The sequence below is a fragment of the Phaeobacter sp. HF9A genome, assembly GCF_011806385.1.
Classification (GTDB): Bacteria; Pseudomonadota; Alphaproteobacteria; order Rhodobacterales; family Rhodobacteraceae; genus Epibacterium.
Genome location: NZ_JAATOX010000093.1, coordinates 1 through 15,503 on the forward strand (window position 1 = coordinate 1; position 15,503 = coordinate 15,503).

Below are 15,503 nucleotides of genomic sequence, written 5' to 3' on the forward strand. Positions count from 1 at the left end.
ACAATCAATACGGCGGTGGTCATGGCGCGGCGCAAGTCCTGTCAGGGGAGATCTGTCGCGTATTTACGGCGAGATGGGGAAACAGGCAATGTCCCGTCTTTGTGTGCTTAAAAATTATGCAAACGCATCCGGCAGAGCGGCTAGAATGACGTGTTGGAATGGAGCATAGGGAGTTTTCGAGCTAATAAACACTCACATGCACAAGGATTAATCAATTGTCCTTCTCAGTCGGACCCATAGACCTCGACCCGCCAGTGGCACTGGCCCCGATGGCGGGCATTACGGATCGCCCGTTCCGCGATCTGGTGCGTTCGTTTGGCGCGGGCCTTGTGGTGAGCGAAATGGTCGCGAGCCAGGAGATGGTTCAGGCCAAGCCGGGGGTGCGCGAGCGCGCCGAGTTGAGCGCGGATGTGGAAAATACCGTGGTGCAGATCGCCGGGCGTGAGGCCTATTGGATGGCCGAGGCGGCGCGTCAGGTCGCCGATCAGGGCGCGCGGATGATCGACATCAATATGGGCTGCCCGGCCAAGAAGGTCACCAGCGGGTTTTCCGGCTCGGCGCTGTTGAAAACGCCTGATCATGCGCTGTCGCTGATCGAGGCGGTGGTGGCCGCGGTCGATGTGCCGGTGACGCTGAAGACCCGCCTTGGCTGGGATGACAACAGCCTCAACGCCGCCGATGTGGCCCGCCGGGCGCAGGACGCCGGGGTGCAGATGGTGACGATCCACGGCCGCACCCGCTGTCAGTTCTATAAAGGCAAGGCCGATTGGGGCGCGATCTCCAATGTGCGCGCGGCAATCTCGGTGCCGCTGCTGGCAAATGGGGACATTCTGAATGCGCAGGATGCAAATGCGGCGCTGCGGGCCTCTGGCGCGGATGGGGTGATGATCGGCCGGGGCGCACAGGGAAAACCCTGGCTCCTGGCGCAGGTGGCGCATGAACTCTGGCAGCTGGACGCGCCGGATATCCCAAAGGGGCAAAAGTTTGTGGACATGGTTTCAAGGCATTATGAGGCAATGTTGAGCTTTTACGGAGCGCAGCTGGGGCTGCGCGTGGCGCGCAAGCATCTGGGCTGGTATATGGATGAGGTCGCCACGCCGATGGCGCTGCGGCGCGAGGTTCTGACCGCACCAAGTGGCGCCGAGGTGCTGCGGCTTCTGCCGCAAGCCTTGATGGCACAGGAACAGGAGAGCGCGGCATGAGCCCCTCTACGATCCCGCACACGCTGGACTGTGCGATCTGGTCCTCCTTGCCGGTGCCGGCCTTCCTTGTGGATGCGGAAAATCGTATCGCCGATGTCAACTCCGCTGCCGAGGGCTTCATAAACTCGTCGCGCAAGTCTTTGATTGGAAAATCCATTTGGCGCACAGTTGTCATCGAGGCGGAGATCGAAGCGGCCTTTGAGAAGGCTCGCAGCCAGAGCACACCGCTGTTTGTCAACGACGTGGATGTGGGGGCGCGCCACCGGGCGCCACTGCAATGCGCGGTGCAGATCGCGCCGCTGCAAGGGCACCCCGGCCATATGATGCTGATGCTCTCCCCGCGCGAGCTGGCCGGGCGGCTGACCAAGAACCACTCGGCCAAATCCGCGGCGCAATCCGCCATTGGCATGGCTGAAATGCTGGCACATGAGATCAAGAATCCCCTGGCTGGGATCACCGGCGCGGCACAGCTCCTGAGCATGAACCTCAGCGCAGATGACCTTGAACTTACGGACCTTATCGTGGGTGAGAGCCGTCGCATCGTAAAGCTGCTGGAGCAGGTCGAGCAATTTGGAAACCTGTCGGAGCCGGATTTTCGGCCCGTGAACCTGCATGATGTGCTGGACCGCGCGCGGCGCTCGGCTTTGTTGGGGTTTGGCGCGCAGATGAAGATCCTGGAGCAATACGACCCCTCCTTGCCGCTGGCCTGGGGCGACCCGGATCAGCTCTTGCAGGTGGTGCTGAACCTGTTGAAGAACGCCTCCGAAGCTGCGGGTTCCAAAGGGGGAACCATCACCATTCGGACCTTCTACGAACATTCGTTCCGGCTGCGGCGCAGCGATGGGCAAGGTAAGCTTCTGCCGCTTCAGATCGAGATTTCCGATGATGGGCCGGGCCTGCCAGACAATATCCGCGAAGATATCTTTGAACCGTTTGTCTCGGGCCGCGAAAACGGCACCGGCCTTGGTTTGGCGCTGGTGAGCAAGATCATCGCGGATCATGACGGCTGGATCTCGGTTCGCTCGGAGCCCGGTCAAACCGTATTCAGACTCTCTCTCTCGCGTGTCCCGCGTGAGCAAGAATAATCCAAGGAGCACAATGACATGGATGGCACGGTTCTTGTAGCAGATGATGATCGTACAATCCGAACGGTCCTTACCCAGGCCTTGACCCGCGCGGGCTGCAAGGTGCATGCGACCTCGTCGCTGACCACGCTGATGCGCTGGGTTGGTGAGGGCAAAGGGGATGTGGTGATCTCTGACGTCATGATGCCCGATGGCAATGGGTTGGAGATGCTGCCAAAGATCGCCCAAGATCGTCCTGGCCTTCCGGTGATCGTGATCTCGGCGCAGAATACGATCATGACGGCGATCAAGGCGGCCGAGGCCGAAGCCTATGATTACCTGCCCAAACCCTTTGATCTGCCGGAGTTGATGAAACGCACGGCCAAGGCGCTGTCGGAAAAACGCACCGCACAATCGAGCGGCCAGGTGACGCAAACCGAAGAGCGCCCGGACGAGCTGCCCTTGGTGGGGCGCACAGAGCTGATGCAATCGCTCTATCGCCTGATCGCGCGGGTGATGAACACGGATATGCCGCTGCTGATCACCGGCGAAAGCGGCACTGGCAAGTCACTGATTGCGCGCGCGATTCACGACTTCTCCGACCGGCGGACCTTGCCCTTTGTGGTGGCCGAATCCTCTGACCTGATCGAGCTGGAAGGTCCGGCGCGTCTGCTTGGGCAGGTGAAGGGCGGCACGCTGCTGATCGACGAGATCGCGGATCTGCCGGATGAGGCCCAGGCGCGGCTGGTGCGGATGATGGATGCGCCCGGCGATCACGCGCCGCGGTTTATTGCCACCACGAGTCAGCAAGATCTTGCTGGTCAGATGGAGGCGGGCAGCCTGCGTCAGGATCTCTATTATCGGATTTGCGGCACAGAGCTCGCGGTGCCGGCGCTGCGCGAGCGGGTTGAAGACATTGCCTTGTTGAGCGAGCATTTCCTGCTGCGCGCCGAAAGCGAGGGCGCGGGGCGTCGGGTGCTGAGCGAGGACGCACGCGAGGTGCTGCGCCATTACGCCTGGCCCGGGAATGTGCGCCAACTTGAAAATATCATTAAACGTCTGTCGCTTACGGCGCGAAGTGAAGAAATCGGCAAGACGGATGTCGCCGCCGCACTGGGGCCGCAGACGACGGGTGTCGAGCCGGTCATGGGGGGCGGTGCCAGCAACGAGAAACTCTCGGATGCGGTGGCGCGCCACCTTCAGCGATACTTTGACCTGCATGGGGATATGCTGCCGCCGCCGGGCCTCTATGGGCGCTTGCTGAAAGAAGTGGAGACACCGCTGATCGAGATTGCGCTGGCTGCTACGGGCGGAAATCAGGCGAAATGCGCCGATCTTCTGGGGATAAACCGGAATACGCTGCGCAAGAAGATTACCGATCTCGATATTGAGGTGACACGGCGCCGCAAACTGATGTAATATCGCCACAGACACGTGACCTTTGCGCCAGAAGGTGTATGGAGGATCACGAAATCATGTGGTGGGCGGAAAACGCTCAACATCAGCTGGGGGCAGGCGGTGGCGCAGATGTCACATATCCGCTCGGCGTATCTTTGGCTTGCCGCCTTGGATCGCTGGCGAAAGTCGCGCAAAGCGCGCAATATTACCGCTCTTGGGCTGGTGATTTTGGGGCCAGCGATGGCGCTGGTCACATTTTTGGTGATTGGACCCTTTGGGCAGGGCGCAAGCTCGCCGTCGTTGCGGCTGATCCTGTTGGCGGATCTTGTCTATGTGCTGGCGATCACCGCATTGGTGCTGAGCCAGATTGGGCGTCTGATCGCGGCCCGCCGGGAAAAATCCGCCGGGTCGCGCTTGCACTTGCGTTTGATCGGCGCCTTTGCGTTTTTGGCGCTGGTGCCGACGGTGACGGTCGCTGTCTTTGCAGTTCTGACGGTGAACGTGGGGCTGGAGGGCTGGTTCTCCGAGCGGGTCCGCGACGCCATTGGCAATTCGGTCAAAGCTGCCGAAGCCTATCAACGTCAGCAACGTGGAGATCTGGAGGAAGACGCGCTGGCGCTGGCACGCTTTCTGGATCAAAGCCGATCTAAGAATTTCTTCATGAGTGACGGTCAGTTGCGGCAGGTTCTCTCGCAGGGACAGCTGCAAATTCAGCGTGGGTTGAAAGAAGCCTATGTGATCGACGGCACCGGCGCCATCCTGACCCGGGGCGAGCGCTCTTATGAGTTTGATTTTGAAATGCCCGCGCGCAGCGACATCGACGCCGCCGAGGCAGATGGGCTGCGGATCATACAGGATTGGGACAACAGCGAATTCCGCGCGCTGGTCCGGCTGAATGCCTTTGTGGATCGCTATCTCTATGTCAGCCGGGATGTGGACGGCGAGCTTCTGAACCTGCTTGACGATACCCAGGAGACGGCGCATCTGTACCAGCAACTGGAAAGCGAACGTGGGCGGGTCCTGTTTGAATTTGGCCTGCTCTATCTGGGGTTCGCGGTGATCCTGATCCTGGCTGCCATGTGGTTGGGCATGTGGTTCGCGGAACGCTTGTCGCGCCCGGTTGGGCGTTTGACGATCGCGGCCCAGCGGGTCGGCGCAGGCAACCTTGGTGTGCAGGTGACCGAGGAGAAAGGCGATGACGAGATCGCCCAATTGAGTCGGTATTTCAACCAGATGACGCAACAACTTCAGGCTCAGCGAGAGACATTGCTGAAAAACACGCGCCAGATCGAACAGCGCCGCCGCTTGTTTGACTCCGTGTTGAGCTCGGTCACCTCCGGGGTTGTCGGGCTGGATGCCAAGGGCTGCGTTACCTTTGTAAACAAATCCGCAATGCGGCTCCTGGACTGGCAGGAAGATCAGCAATCCCTGGCGCTGTCGGTCGCGGTGCCGGAATTCGGGCCGCTCTACGAGGAGCTGATTGAAACCAAGCAGGGCACGGCGCAGGGCGAGGTCAAGGTGGCCCGCCAGGGGCGGTTGGAAAACCTGCTGGTGCGGATGTCGCAGCGCCAGGGCGAGAATGGCCGGCTGGAGGGCTATGTGGTCGCGTTTGATGATGTGACGGATCTGGTCAGCGCGCAGCGGATGGCGGCCTGGGGTGATGTTGCGCGGCGGATCGCGCATGAGATCAAGAACCCGCTGACGCCGATCCAGCTCAGCGCGGAGCGGATCAAACGCAAATTTGCCCCCAAGCTTGGCGAGGAAAACAGTGACCAGCTGCAATCCATGACCGATGTGATTGTGCGCCAAACCAATGACTTGCGGCGTATCGTTGATGAGTTTTCCAAATTCGCCCGCATGCCGGAGCCGGTGCGGCGGCAAGAGAACCTGACCAAGCTGGTGCAGGATGCGGTGCTGTTGCAACAGGCCGGCCAGCCAGAGATGAAGCTCAGGTCAGATCTGCCGAGTGAGCCGTTAATGGTGGATGTGGACGCCACGATGATTGGTCAGGCGCTGACCAACCTGATCAAGAACGCTGGCGAAGCCACGGAAAGCTTTACCAAAAAAGGCGCGCCAGAGGGATATGCGCCAGAAATCCGGGTTCAGCTCAGCGCTGACGAACGGGGCTATCAGATTACCATTGCCGACAATGGCATTGGCCTGCCGGTGGATCGCGCGCGGCTGTTTGAACCCTATGTCACGACGCGCAACGAGGGCACCGGCCTTGGCCTGCCCATCGTCAAGAAAATTATCGAAGAACATGGTGGCACCCTGGCGCTGGAAGATGCGCCGCTGTTTGACGGGGCAAGCCATCATGGAGCAATGGCGGTGATCCATCTTCCGGCGCTCTCGCCGCAGACCACCACCAGACAAACCGTAGTAGCAGGGCAGACATGAGTGATATTCTGATTGTTGACGATGAGCGTGACATCCGGGAGCTGATCTCGGACATTCTGGAAGACGAGGGGTATGGCACGCGAAAGGCGGCCAACTCGGAGGGGTGTATGGCCGCTCTGGAGGACGCGCCTCCTGCCTTGCTGATCCTGGATATCTGGTTGAAAGACAGTCAGATGGACGGGATCGACATCCTGAAAACGGTCAAGCGCGACTATCCCGAGGTGCCGGTGGTCATTATTTCCGGCCATGGCAATATCGAAATCGCCGTCGCCGCGATCAAGCAGGGGGCGTATGATTTCATCGAAAAGCCCTTTAACATTGATCAGCTCATGGTGGTGATCCGTCGCGCGATGGAAACCTCGCGTTTGCGGCGGGAAAACACCGACCTGCGCCGCAAGGATGTGGGGGCTGCCGATATGATTGGCAGCTCGCCAGCGTTCAAGACATTGATCGGCCAGCTGGACAAGGTGACCAAATCCAACGGTCGGGTTATGCTGACCGGCCCGGCGGGCAGTGGCAAGGAAGTGGCGGCGCGCTATATTCACACGAATTCAAACAGATCCGCCGCGCCCTTCATCACCGTGAATTGCGCCAGCATCGAGCCCGACCGGATGGAACATGTGCTGTTCGGCCATGAGAGCAGCGAGCATGGCGTGGAGCCGGGACTGCTGGAACAGGCCGACGGCGGCGTTATTTTCTTTGACGAGGTGGCGGATATGCCACTGGGCACCCAGTCAAAGATCCTGCGGGTGTTGGTGGATCAGCAGTTCATCCGGGTGGGCGGCAGCGAAAAGATCAAGGTGGATCTGCGGGTGATCTCTGCAACCAATCGCGATCTGGATCAAGCGATTGCCGAGGGCAGCTTTCGCCAGGAGCTCTATCATCGCCTCAACGTCGTGCCGATCTGTGTGCCGTCGCTCTCGGAACGGCGCGAGGATATTCCGCAGCTGGCGGAGCATTTCATCGACGAATTCAACCGCTCGCAAGGTCTGCCACGGCGCGAACTGAGCGAAGATGCGGTGGCCCTGATGCAGACCATGCTGTGGCCGGGCAATGTGCGCCAGCTGAAGAACATGGTGGAACGTGTTCTGATTCTTGGGGAAAACTCTGACCCCATTCAGGCCAAGGACTTGCCACGTGAGGATGAGAAGGTCGAAGCCGAAGGGCGTGTGGTGCTTTCCGGTGCCTTGGCGACCCTGCCGCTGCGCGAAGCACGCGAGGCGTTTGAGCGCGAATATCTGCTGACCCAGATCAATCGCTTTGGCGGCAATATCAGCCGCACCGCGTCCTTTGTCGGGATGGAGCGCTCCGCCTTGCATCGCAAGCTGAAATCGCTCGGGGTTGTGACCTCCAACAAGGCTGGCACGCGGGTTGCGCGGGTCGAGGATGAGGAAGAAACACCAGCCTGAACCTGCGTCTGCGCCGCTGTGTTGCGACGAGGGTGAATTAAATTGACCCTGTCAGCGCCATCTGTCATGCAAAGGTGCATTTTTAGCGCCCGGAGATCGGATCTATGAAAGTTATCATCTGTGGCGCCGGGCAGGTCGGCTGGCAAATCGCGCGGCATCTGTCGGGGGAACACAACGATGTCACGGTTGTGGACAGCAACCCGGACCTGGTGCGGCGCGCGACAGATACGCTGGATGTTCAAGGTATTGCCGGCTTTGCCTCCTACCCGGATGTGCTGGAACGCGCCGGCGCGCGCGACGCGGATATGATCATCGCGGCCACCCATTCGGACGAGGTGAACATGGTCACCTGCCAGGTGGCGCATTCCGTGTTCTCGATCCAGCGCAAGGTTGCCCGGCTGCGTGCCAAGAGCTATCTGCACGCGATCTATTCCGACCTTTACCGGCGCGACCACCTGCCGATCGACGTGGTGATCAGCCCCGAGCGCGAAGTGGCGGCGGCCGCGATGCAGCGCCTGCGCGCGCCTGCGGCCTTTGACACCGAAGTCTTTATGGACGGGCGGGCGCAGCTCCTCGGTATTCATCTGGACGAAGACTGCCCCGTGGTGAACACGCCGCTGCGCCAGCTGACCGAGTTGTTTTCCACCCTGCGCGCCATCGTTGTCGGTATTCGCCGCGACGGGACGCTCTTTGCGCCAGAGCCGGGCGATCAGCTCTTTGTCGGGGATGCGGCCTATGTGTTTTGCCACGCGGATGACGTGAGCAGAACGATGGAAGTGTTTGGCAAGACAGAGAAACGCCAGGATCGTGTGGTGATCGTCGGCGGCGGCAATGTCGGACTGGAAGTGGCCAAGGCGCTGGAAGGCCGGGCCGGGCGCACGCGCGTCAAGATGATCGAAAAGAACCGCAAGAACGCCGAGAAGGCCGCCGAGGAGCTGGAGCGTACCATCGTGCTCAACGGTGACGGGCTGGAGCGCAACCTGATGATTGAGGCCGGTGTCGACAAGGCCGATGCGATGCTGGCGGTGACCGATGATGACAAGACCAACCTGCTGGCGGCGGTGCGGGCCAAATCCGAAGGCTGCCCCTTTGCCATCGCGCTGATCAACGATCCGACCCTGCTGCCGCTATTGCCGCATCTGGGCATTGACGCCCATATCAACCCGCGCGCCTCCACCGTGAGCTCGATCCTGCGCCATATCCGCTATGGGCGAATCCGTCAGGTCTATTCGATCGGCGACGCAGAGGCGGAAGTGATCGAGACAGAGGTGCTCTCGACTTCGCCGATGGCGGGTCAGGCGATCCGCGATATTGATTTTCCCGAAGGCGTTCTGGTGGGCGGTGTCAGCAAGAACGGCGAGCTTCTGCGCCCCAGCGGCGAGCTGAAGATCGAGGCGGGCGATACCATCGCCCTGTTTGCCATGGCTGCGGATGTGCGGGAGGTCGAGCGCCTGATGCAGGTCTCGATCGATTACTTCTAGGATGGCACGGCGACGTCCCCGTTCTCAGGTCCGCGGCGTTCTGCGGCTGCCTCTGCTGCTGCTGATCTGGGCGATCTTTGCCCTTGCCATGTGGGTGCCCGCCATCCACGCCGCGCTGAGCAAGGATCACTCCACCGCGCAGAGCTTCTTTTACGCCGGGATCGTCGGGCTGATGATAGTCACCTTCATCGGCCTGTCGCTGGCCAATCGGGTGCCGCGATATGGGATGCCCGGGCAGTTGATGACCTTGCTGGCGACCTTTGTTTTCCTGCCGTTGTTCCTGGCCATCCCCTTGCAGGATGCGTTGCGCAATACCAGCTATCTCAACGCCTATTTCGACATGGTCAGCGCGTTGACGACGACGGGCGCTGACATTTTCGACCGTCCCGGACGGCTGCCGGATTCCGTACATCTGTGGCGCGCGCAGGTGGCCTGGCTTGGCGGCTTGTTCATGTGGATTGCGGCCTCGGCCGTTCTGGCGCCGCTGTCCTTGGGTGGTTTTGAGGTCACGACGCGCGCCGAACCGGGGCGCAGCGACGCGGTCTTGCTGGAGAGCCACCGCCCGGATCCGCGCCGCAAGCTGATCCTGGTGACCAAGGCCCTGGCGCCGGTGTATTTCGGGCTGACGCTGGCCCTGGCGATCTTGCTGGTGCTCTGTGGAGAAACCGGGCTGGTTGCGGCCTGTCACGCGATGTCCATTCTGGCGACCTCCGGCATGTCGCCGATCGGTGGCATTGGCGCCGCAGAAGCGGGTATTGGCGGCGAAATGGTGATGTTCCTGTTTTTGCTGTTTGCCTTGTCGCGTCTCACCTTTTCGTCAGATACCGTTGCGGTTGGCCATCGCGGATTGAACAAGGACCCGGAATTCAAAACGGGCATCCTGATTATTTTCGGTGTCACGCTCTTGCTGTTTCTGCGCCATTGGATCGCGGCGCTGGAGGTCAGCACCTCGGGCGATCTGCTTCAGGGCTTGGCCTCGCTTTGGGGAGCGGTGTTTACCATTGCGTCGTTCCTGACCACCAACGGGTTTGAAAGCGCTTATTGGACCAGCGCGCAGCAATGGTCCGGGCTGGAGACCCCGGGGATGATCCTGCTTGGGCTTGCGGTGATGGGGGGCGGCGTTGCCACGACCGCCGGCGGGGTCAAGCTCTTGCGGGTTTATGCGCTATACCTCAACGGTTTGCGCGAGATGGAGCGGCTGGTTCTGCCGTCCTCTGTCAGTGGCGAGGGGCGTGGCAACCGGCGTTTGCAAAGCAATGGTGCCTTTGTCGCCTGGATCTTTTTCATGCTGTTCGCGCTGTCCCTGACGTTGATCTCGGTGGCGTTTTCGGCCTTTGGCATTCCCTTTGAACAGGCAATGATTCTGACGGTGGCCGGGCTCTCGACGACTGGCCCGCTGATCGAGGCGGCGGGGCAAGTGCCGATTGAATTGGGAGTGATGGCGGCGCCGGTGAAATTAATCCTGTGCTTTGCCATGGTGCTGGGGCGTTTGGAAACCCTGGCGATTATTGCGCTCTTGTCGCCCAATCTTTGGCGCCGCTGAGAAAATCTGGTTAACCCATGCGTAAAAATGATGTTTTTCGGGTGGAAACCAAAGAAAACTGCGTCCATACTCCGCGCAAGGGGCGCGTTGGGCCGCAACGCGTAACAAGAACAAAAGCGAGATAACAATCAAATGGCTTCGGACAGACAGAATCTTCAGGACGCGTTTCTGAACCACGTTCGCAAAACCAAAGTTCCGGTAACAATTTTTCTGATCAACGGTGTGAAACTTCAGGGTGTGATTACCTGGTTCGACAACTTCTGTGTGTTGCTGCGCCGTGATGGCCAGTCGCAGCTGGTTTACAAGCATGCGATTTCCACCATCATGCCGGCGCAGCCGATCAGTCTCTATGAGGGTGAAGACTCCAATTGATGGAGCATGACAGGAAGCAGACCCGCGCCTGGGTCCTGCATCCGGATATCAAATCCGACAGGACACGTCGCGATGCAGGTCCGGCGATCGAAGAAGGCGTTGCGCTTGCTGCGGCCTTGCCAGATCTTGAGGTAATCGGCTCTACCATTGTCGGCCTGCCCAAGGCGCATGCCGGGATGCTGTTCGGGTCTGGCAAGATCGAAGAACTCAAGACCCTCTTTCAGGCCGAAGAGGTGGAGCTGGTTCTGATCGACGGCCCGGTCAGCCCGGTGCAGCAACGCAATCTGGAAAAGGCGTGGAAGGTCAAGATTTTGGACCGGACCGGGCTGATCCTGGAGATTTTCTCGGATCGCGCCCGCACCCGTGAAGGTGTCTTGGAGGTGGAGATGGCCGCGCTGAGCTATCAGCGCACGCGGCTGGTGCGGGCCTGGACCCACCTTGAACGCCAGCGCGGCGGTCTTGGTTTTGTTGGCGGCCCCGGCGAAACCCAGATCGAGGCCGACCGGCGCGCCATTGACGAACAATTGGTGCGGCTGCGCCGTCAGCTGGATAAAGTGGTCAAAACCCGCACGCTGCATCGCGCGGCCCGGGCCAAGATCCCCTATCCGATTGTCGCGCTTGTTGGCTATACCAACGCCGGAAAATCCACGCTTTTCAACAAGCTGACCGGGGCCGAGGTGATGGCAAAAGACATGCTCTTTGCCACGCTGGACCCGACCATGCGGCGGGTGGAATTGCCGGACGGGCCCGAGGTGATCCTGTCGGATACGGTGGGCTTTATTTCCGATTTGCCGACCGAGCTGGTCGCGGCGTTCCGCGCGACACTGGAAGAGGTGCTGGCCGCCGATATCATCCTGCATGTGCGCGACATCAGCCACAACGAGAGCGACCATCAGGCGGAGGATGTGGAGAAAATCCTGTCCTCGCTCGGGGTTGACGAGGACCGTGTGCAGATCGAGGTCTGGAATAAGATCGACCTGCTGCCAGAGGAAGAGGCCGAGGCCTGCCGCCAACGCGCGGTGCGCAGCGAGGACCTGTTTGCGATTTCCGCCGTGAGCGGCGAGGGGCTGCCCGCGCTGCTGACACATGTCGCCGAAAAACTGCAAGGCCTGCGCTATGAAGAAGTGCTCAGCCTTGATTTTTCGCAAGGCAAGCAGCGCGCCTGGCTCTTCAAGCAGGAGGTCGTCTTGTCCGAGGATCAGACCGAGCAGGGCTTTGACATCACTGTGCGCTGGACCGAACAACAAAAGGCAAAATACGCGGCGCTGTAAGGGCGCCGCTTATTTTGCGATCAGTTGCGGGGGGTGATCCGGGTCACCCCGACCGCAGCGGCGCGCGCCAGATCCTCGTCCAGCGACATCGGGATATACTCGCCGCGCCGCCAGATCTGCGCCATGTCATCGTAATAGCGCGACAGGAAATGGCCGGATTGGCCGGTGGCGATGACAAAGACCGAACTGTCGGGATCCGCAAAATCATAGACCCCGCGATAGCCGGCCGCATGCACGTTGTTGAAGGGCGCGGGCTCTTCGCCCGAGGTCAGGCCCCGTTGCAGCGTGTTGTCACCGCCGCTGGTGGATTGGCGAATGTTCACGAAGTAGCGCAGCAGCGGCACATCGCCGAGTACCTCATGATCCTGCGTGGCCTGATGAGCGTCGCCCCAGCGCAGCGCCTGGAGCGCATTGCCATAGTTTTCCTCGATATAGATCAGGGCGTCATCAAGCGCCAGCCGCGCCATATCTGTGCAGCTTTCCTTGGGCGCGCTTTGGCGCACGTCACACCAGGCGCTGGCGCCATCCACGTCGCGGAACACTCGTTCTATGAACAAGGGGTCAACCTGGGTATACGCATCAGCAAGCGGTCCCAGATCATCCTCGATCAGGCGTTTCTGCAAAGCTCTTACCCAGCTGGCATAGATCAGCGGCTCCGGCAGATGCTCGTTCATCTCGCCATTCCATTCCGCCAGCAACGACAAGGCAATCTGGCGCTGACGTTCCGGGGTGCCGTCGGGGGCGGCCTCGCCGGTGAACCACAGATCCGCGCCGATCAGGGGCAGCAGGGTGCGGGCGCTATAGGACACGGTATCAAGCTGCGCCTCGATAAAGCTGTCGCGGGTGTGCACCTCGCGCGATTGCATCAGGCGCCGCCAGCGGTTGATGCGCTGGGTGTCGCCCCAGTTGTAGGAGACATGCGCGGGAAAGGGGCGCTCCAGCAGCTTGTTGTTGGTGTTGCCAAGGATGCCGCCGCGGGGACTGAAGAACTCCGGGTTGGCGGCATAGGGCAAACGCCCCTGCCATTGGTTCTCGCGCCGCCATCCCTGATTGGGCAGCCGCCCTTTGCTCTGGTTGTTCAGGTCACGCTCCGGCATGGCGCCGATGGTCTTCAGAGCGATTGTGGTCTCATCCGCGAGCGTGAGGTTTTGCGAGGGCGCGATGAAATTCTCTCCGGCCTCAATCGCTTCCTCGACGTTCTTTGCGCGCATCAGATCCAGCGCGGCGGTCATCGAGCTGTCATTGGGCGACAGTGCGGTCCATCCCAATGAGACAACATGCCCGGGCGGGGTGATCGAGGCGAGCCCAAAGAGCGAGCCGGGCAACACCGGCCCATTGTCTGTCCACCGCAGGGTCAGGGTGAGCGGATCGCCGCCCTTGATCTGAACGATCGAGGGACGGCTCTCAAAATCCTTGTAGCCCTCGGGGCTGAGGTATTGCTGCGGGTTATCGGGGTTGAGCTTTTCGATGAAAAGATCCTGATCATCCAGATAGGAGGAGGTGATCCCCCATCCCATATGCTCGGACCGCCCGGTGAGGACGGCGGGAATGCCGGGAATGGTGCCGCCGATCACGCCACCGGTGCCGAGTTCCAGCCGGGCAAGATACCAGATGCCGGGGGCCGTCAGCTTGAGGTGGGGATCATTTGCCAGCAAGGTGCCGCCCGCCGCCGAGCGGCTCGGCGCGGCGGCCCAGGCATTGGAGGCGCCACCAAGCCCGCGTGGCGCAAGCGGCATCATCGCGGGCTGCTGCGGTATCTTGGCCTTGGCGAGCTGGCGGTTCAAATCTGGAAACAGGCTGGTGTATTCCGGCAATGTGGTGGTGCCGGTGCCCGGCGCATCGGGCAGAATATCCCTAAGACGCGCGGGGTTATCCAGTGCAAGTGAAGTTTGCGCGCGCAGGATTTCGTCTTGCATCTGGCTGGAAAGCTGAAGCGCCATCAGCTTCATCACCGCGATACTGTCGGCGGGCTGCCAGGGGGCGATGGGCATGTTGAACAGGAACATTTCCGGCGCACCACGCCCCAGGGCATTTTCGTTGACCTCCTGCAGCCGCGCATTGATCCCGGCGGAGTAGGCCTCCAGCAGGCGCAGGGTTTCGGGGCTTTGCGCGGCAACAGAGGCGCGCGCCAGGCGATAGAGATCCAGCCGGCGCAGGAAACTGTCGGTCTTTGCGGTGCGGGCGCCAAAGACTTCGGACAGCCGACCTTGCGCGGTGCGTCGCATCACCGCCATTTGCCACAGACGGTCCTGCGCATGGGCGTAGCCGAGGCCAAAAAACACGTCCTCATCCGAGGCGCCAAAGCTGCCGAAGATATGCGGCACATTGGCATGATCGCGCACAATCTCGATCGGCGCGGTCGGACCGGGCAGGGCGATCTCTTTATTGTATTCGGGCAGGGATTGCGCGGCCAGATAATAGACCAATATGGCCCCAGCAACGCCGAGCAGAATCAATCCGGCGGTCAGCCGCAGGAGCCAGCGGAAAAGGCGTGCCATATCTGTGTATTCCCTTGGAATTTCTATATTTGTCGCCTGCCGCGCATTGCACTTGGGCGACGGGCTGCTAGGGTTGGCGCCAACATATGCGAAGTCTGAACAGGGGGAAAGCACATGGCAAAAGTTGCGTTTCTGGGGCTCGGGGTCATGGGCTATCCTATGGCCGCACATCTGCAAAAGGCAGGTCATGACGTCACCGTCTATAACCGTACAACTGCAAAGGCCGAGGCCTGGGTCAAAGAACACGGCGGCGCTTTTGCGCTGACACCGCGCGAGGCGGCTGAGGGGGCCGAATTCGTGATGTCCTGCGTGGGCAATGACGATGATCTGCGTTCGGTCTGCCTTGGGGCGGATGGGGCTTTTGCCGGGCTGGCCGAAGGCGGCATTCTTGTTGACCACACCACGGTCTCCGCACAGGTGACAAAGGAGCTCTATGCTGCTGCCAAAGAAGCTAAAATCGGCTTTGTGGACGCGCCGATTTCGGGCGGTCAGGCGGGGGCTGAAAATGGTGTTCTGTCGATCATGTGCGGCGGGGACAGCGATCACTATGATCGCGCCGAACCGATCATGGCCGCCTATTCCCGGATCTGTCGCCGCATCGGCGAGAGCGGCGCCGGGCAGATGACGAAGATGTGTAACCAGATCGCTATCGCCGGCGTGGTGCAGGGCCTGAGTGAAGCGCTGCATTTCGCGGAAAAAGCAGGTCTGGACGGGCGCGCCGTGGTTGAGGTCATCAGCCAGGGGGCCGCGGGCAGCTGGCAGATGGCGAACCGCTACGAGACCATGCTGGACGATCACTTTGAACACGGCTTCGCGGTCGATTGGATGCGCAAGGATCTGGGCATCTGCCTTGATGCGGCCGATGATG

General features: G+C 60.8%; 11 protein-coding genes. 10 read left to right on the forward strand and 1 reads right to left on the reverse strand.

Annotated elements, in window-relative coordinates; translation table 11 throughout:
- Window positions 1–215: 215 nt before the first annotated feature.
- The 9 genes from dusB (at window position 216) to hflX (ending at window position 12,137) form a co-directional block, all read left to right on the forward strand.
- Window positions 216–1,202 (forward strand): tRNA dihydrouridine synthase DusB, encoded by a 987-nt coding sequence (gene dusB, locus HCZ87_RS15000; protein WP_167644924.1) that lies wholly within the window; start codon window positions 216–218, stop codon window positions 1,200–1,202.
- Entirely contained in the window at window positions 1,199–2,287 is a 1,089-nt protein-coding gene (locus HCZ87_RS15005) for a nitrogen regulation protein NR(II) (protein WP_167644926.1), read from the forward strand. Before dusB ends, HCZ87_RS15005 begins: the two co-directional genes overlap by 4 nt.
- 18 nt (window positions 2,288–2,305) lie before the next feature.
- Window positions 2,306–3,685 carry a response regulator gene (locus tag HCZ87_RS15010; RefSeq protein ID WP_167644928.1) on the forward strand — a complete coding sequence of 460 codons (1,380 nt, stop codon included), beginning with the start codon at window positions 2,306–2,308 and terminating at the stop codon, window positions 3,683–3,685.
- 99 nt (window positions 3,686–3,784) lie between these two features.
- Window positions 3,785–6,061, forward strand: coding sequence for a PAS domain-containing sensor histidine kinase (locus HCZ87_RS15015; RefSeq protein WP_167644930.1), 2,277 nt, complete (start codon window positions 3,785–3,787; stop codon window positions 6,059–6,061).
- The gene (locus tag HCZ87_RS15020; RefSeq protein WP_167644932.1) at window positions 6,058–7,470 is read left to right on the forward strand and encodes a sigma-54 dependent transcriptional regulator; all 1,413 of its coding nucleotides are present in this window, start codon (window positions 6,058–6,060) and stop codon (window positions 7,468–7,470) included. The genes HCZ87_RS15015 and HCZ87_RS15020 overlap by 4 nt, the downstream gene beginning before the upstream one ends.
- Before the next feature lie 104 nt (window positions 7,471–7,574).
- Complete coding sequence (gene trkA, locus HCZ87_RS15025) at window positions 7,575–8,951, forward strand: Trk system potassium transporter TrkA (RefSeq protein ID WP_167644934.1); 1,377 nt, start codon at window positions 7,575–7,577, stop codon at window positions 8,949–8,951.
- Between the two features lies 1 nt (window position 8,952).
- A complete protein-coding gene (locus HCZ87_RS15030; RefSeq protein WP_167644936.1) occupies window positions 8,953–10,494 on the forward strand; it encodes a TrkH family potassium uptake protein in 1,542 nt (513 codons plus the stop codon).
- 132 nt (window positions 10,495–10,626) lie between these two features.
- Window positions 10,627–10,866, forward strand: coding sequence for an RNA chaperone Hfq (hfq, locus tag HCZ87_RS15035; protein ID WP_005611588.1), 240 nt, complete (start codon window positions 10,627–10,629; stop codon window positions 10,864–10,866).
- Window positions 10,866–12,137, forward strand: a complete 1,272-nt coding sequence (gene hflX, locus HCZ87_RS15040; protein WP_167644938.1) for a GTPase HflX — start codon at window positions 10,866–10,868, stop codon at window positions 12,135–12,137. The genes hfq and hflX overlap by 1 nt, the downstream gene beginning before the upstream one ends.
- A gap of 20 nt (window positions 12,138–12,157) precedes the next feature.
- Here the strand turns inward: hflX and HCZ87_RS15045 are convergent, their stop codons facing one another.
- Window positions 12,158–14,635 carry a penicillin acylase family protein gene (locus tag HCZ87_RS15045; protein ID WP_167644940.1) on the reverse strand — a complete coding sequence of 826 codons (2,478 nt, stop codon included), beginning with the start codon at window positions 14,633–14,635 and terminating at the stop codon, window positions 12,158–12,160.
- A gap of 114 nt (window positions 14,636–14,749) precedes the next feature.
- Between HCZ87_RS15045 and HCZ87_RS15050 the strand changes: the two genes are divergently transcribed.
- On the forward strand, window positions 14,750–15,503 hold a 754-nt coding region (locus tag HCZ87_RS15050; protein ID WP_167644942.1), incomplete at its 3' end, for an NAD(P)-dependent oxidoreductase.

Bases quoted from the DNA above. Each gene is read 5' to 3' on its own strand.
- HCZ87_RS15005 (WP_167644926.1), top strand. From the start codon at position 1,199: ATGAGCCCCTCTACGATCCCGCACACGCTGGACTGTGCGATCTGGTCC.
- HCZ87_RS15010 (WP_167644928.1), top strand. From the start codon at position 2,306: ATGGATGGCACGGTTCTTGTAGCAGATGATGATCGTACAATCCGAACG.
- HCZ87_RS15020 (WP_167644932.1), top strand. From the start codon at position 6,058: ATGAGTGATATTCTGATTGTTGACGATGAGCGTGACATCCGGGAGCTG.
- trkA (WP_167644934.1), top strand. From the start codon at position 7,575: ATGAAAGTTATCATCTGTGGCGCCGGGCAGGTCGGCTGGCAAATCGCG.
- HCZ87_RS15030 (WP_167644936.1), top strand. From the start codon at position 8,953: ATGGCACGGCGACGTCCCCGTTCTCAGGTCCGCGGCGTTCTGCGGCTG.
- hfq (WP_005611588.1), top strand. From the start codon at position 10,627: ATGGCTTCGGACAGACAGAATCTTCAGGACGCGTTTCTGAACCACGTT.
- hflX (WP_167644938.1), top strand. From the start codon at position 10,866: ATGGAGCATGACAGGAAGCAGACCCGCGCCTGGGTCCTGCATCCGGAT.
- HCZ87_RS15045 (WP_167644940.1), bottom strand. From the start codon at position 14,635: ATGGCACGCCTTTTCCGCTGGCTCCTGCGGCTGACCGCCGGATTGATT.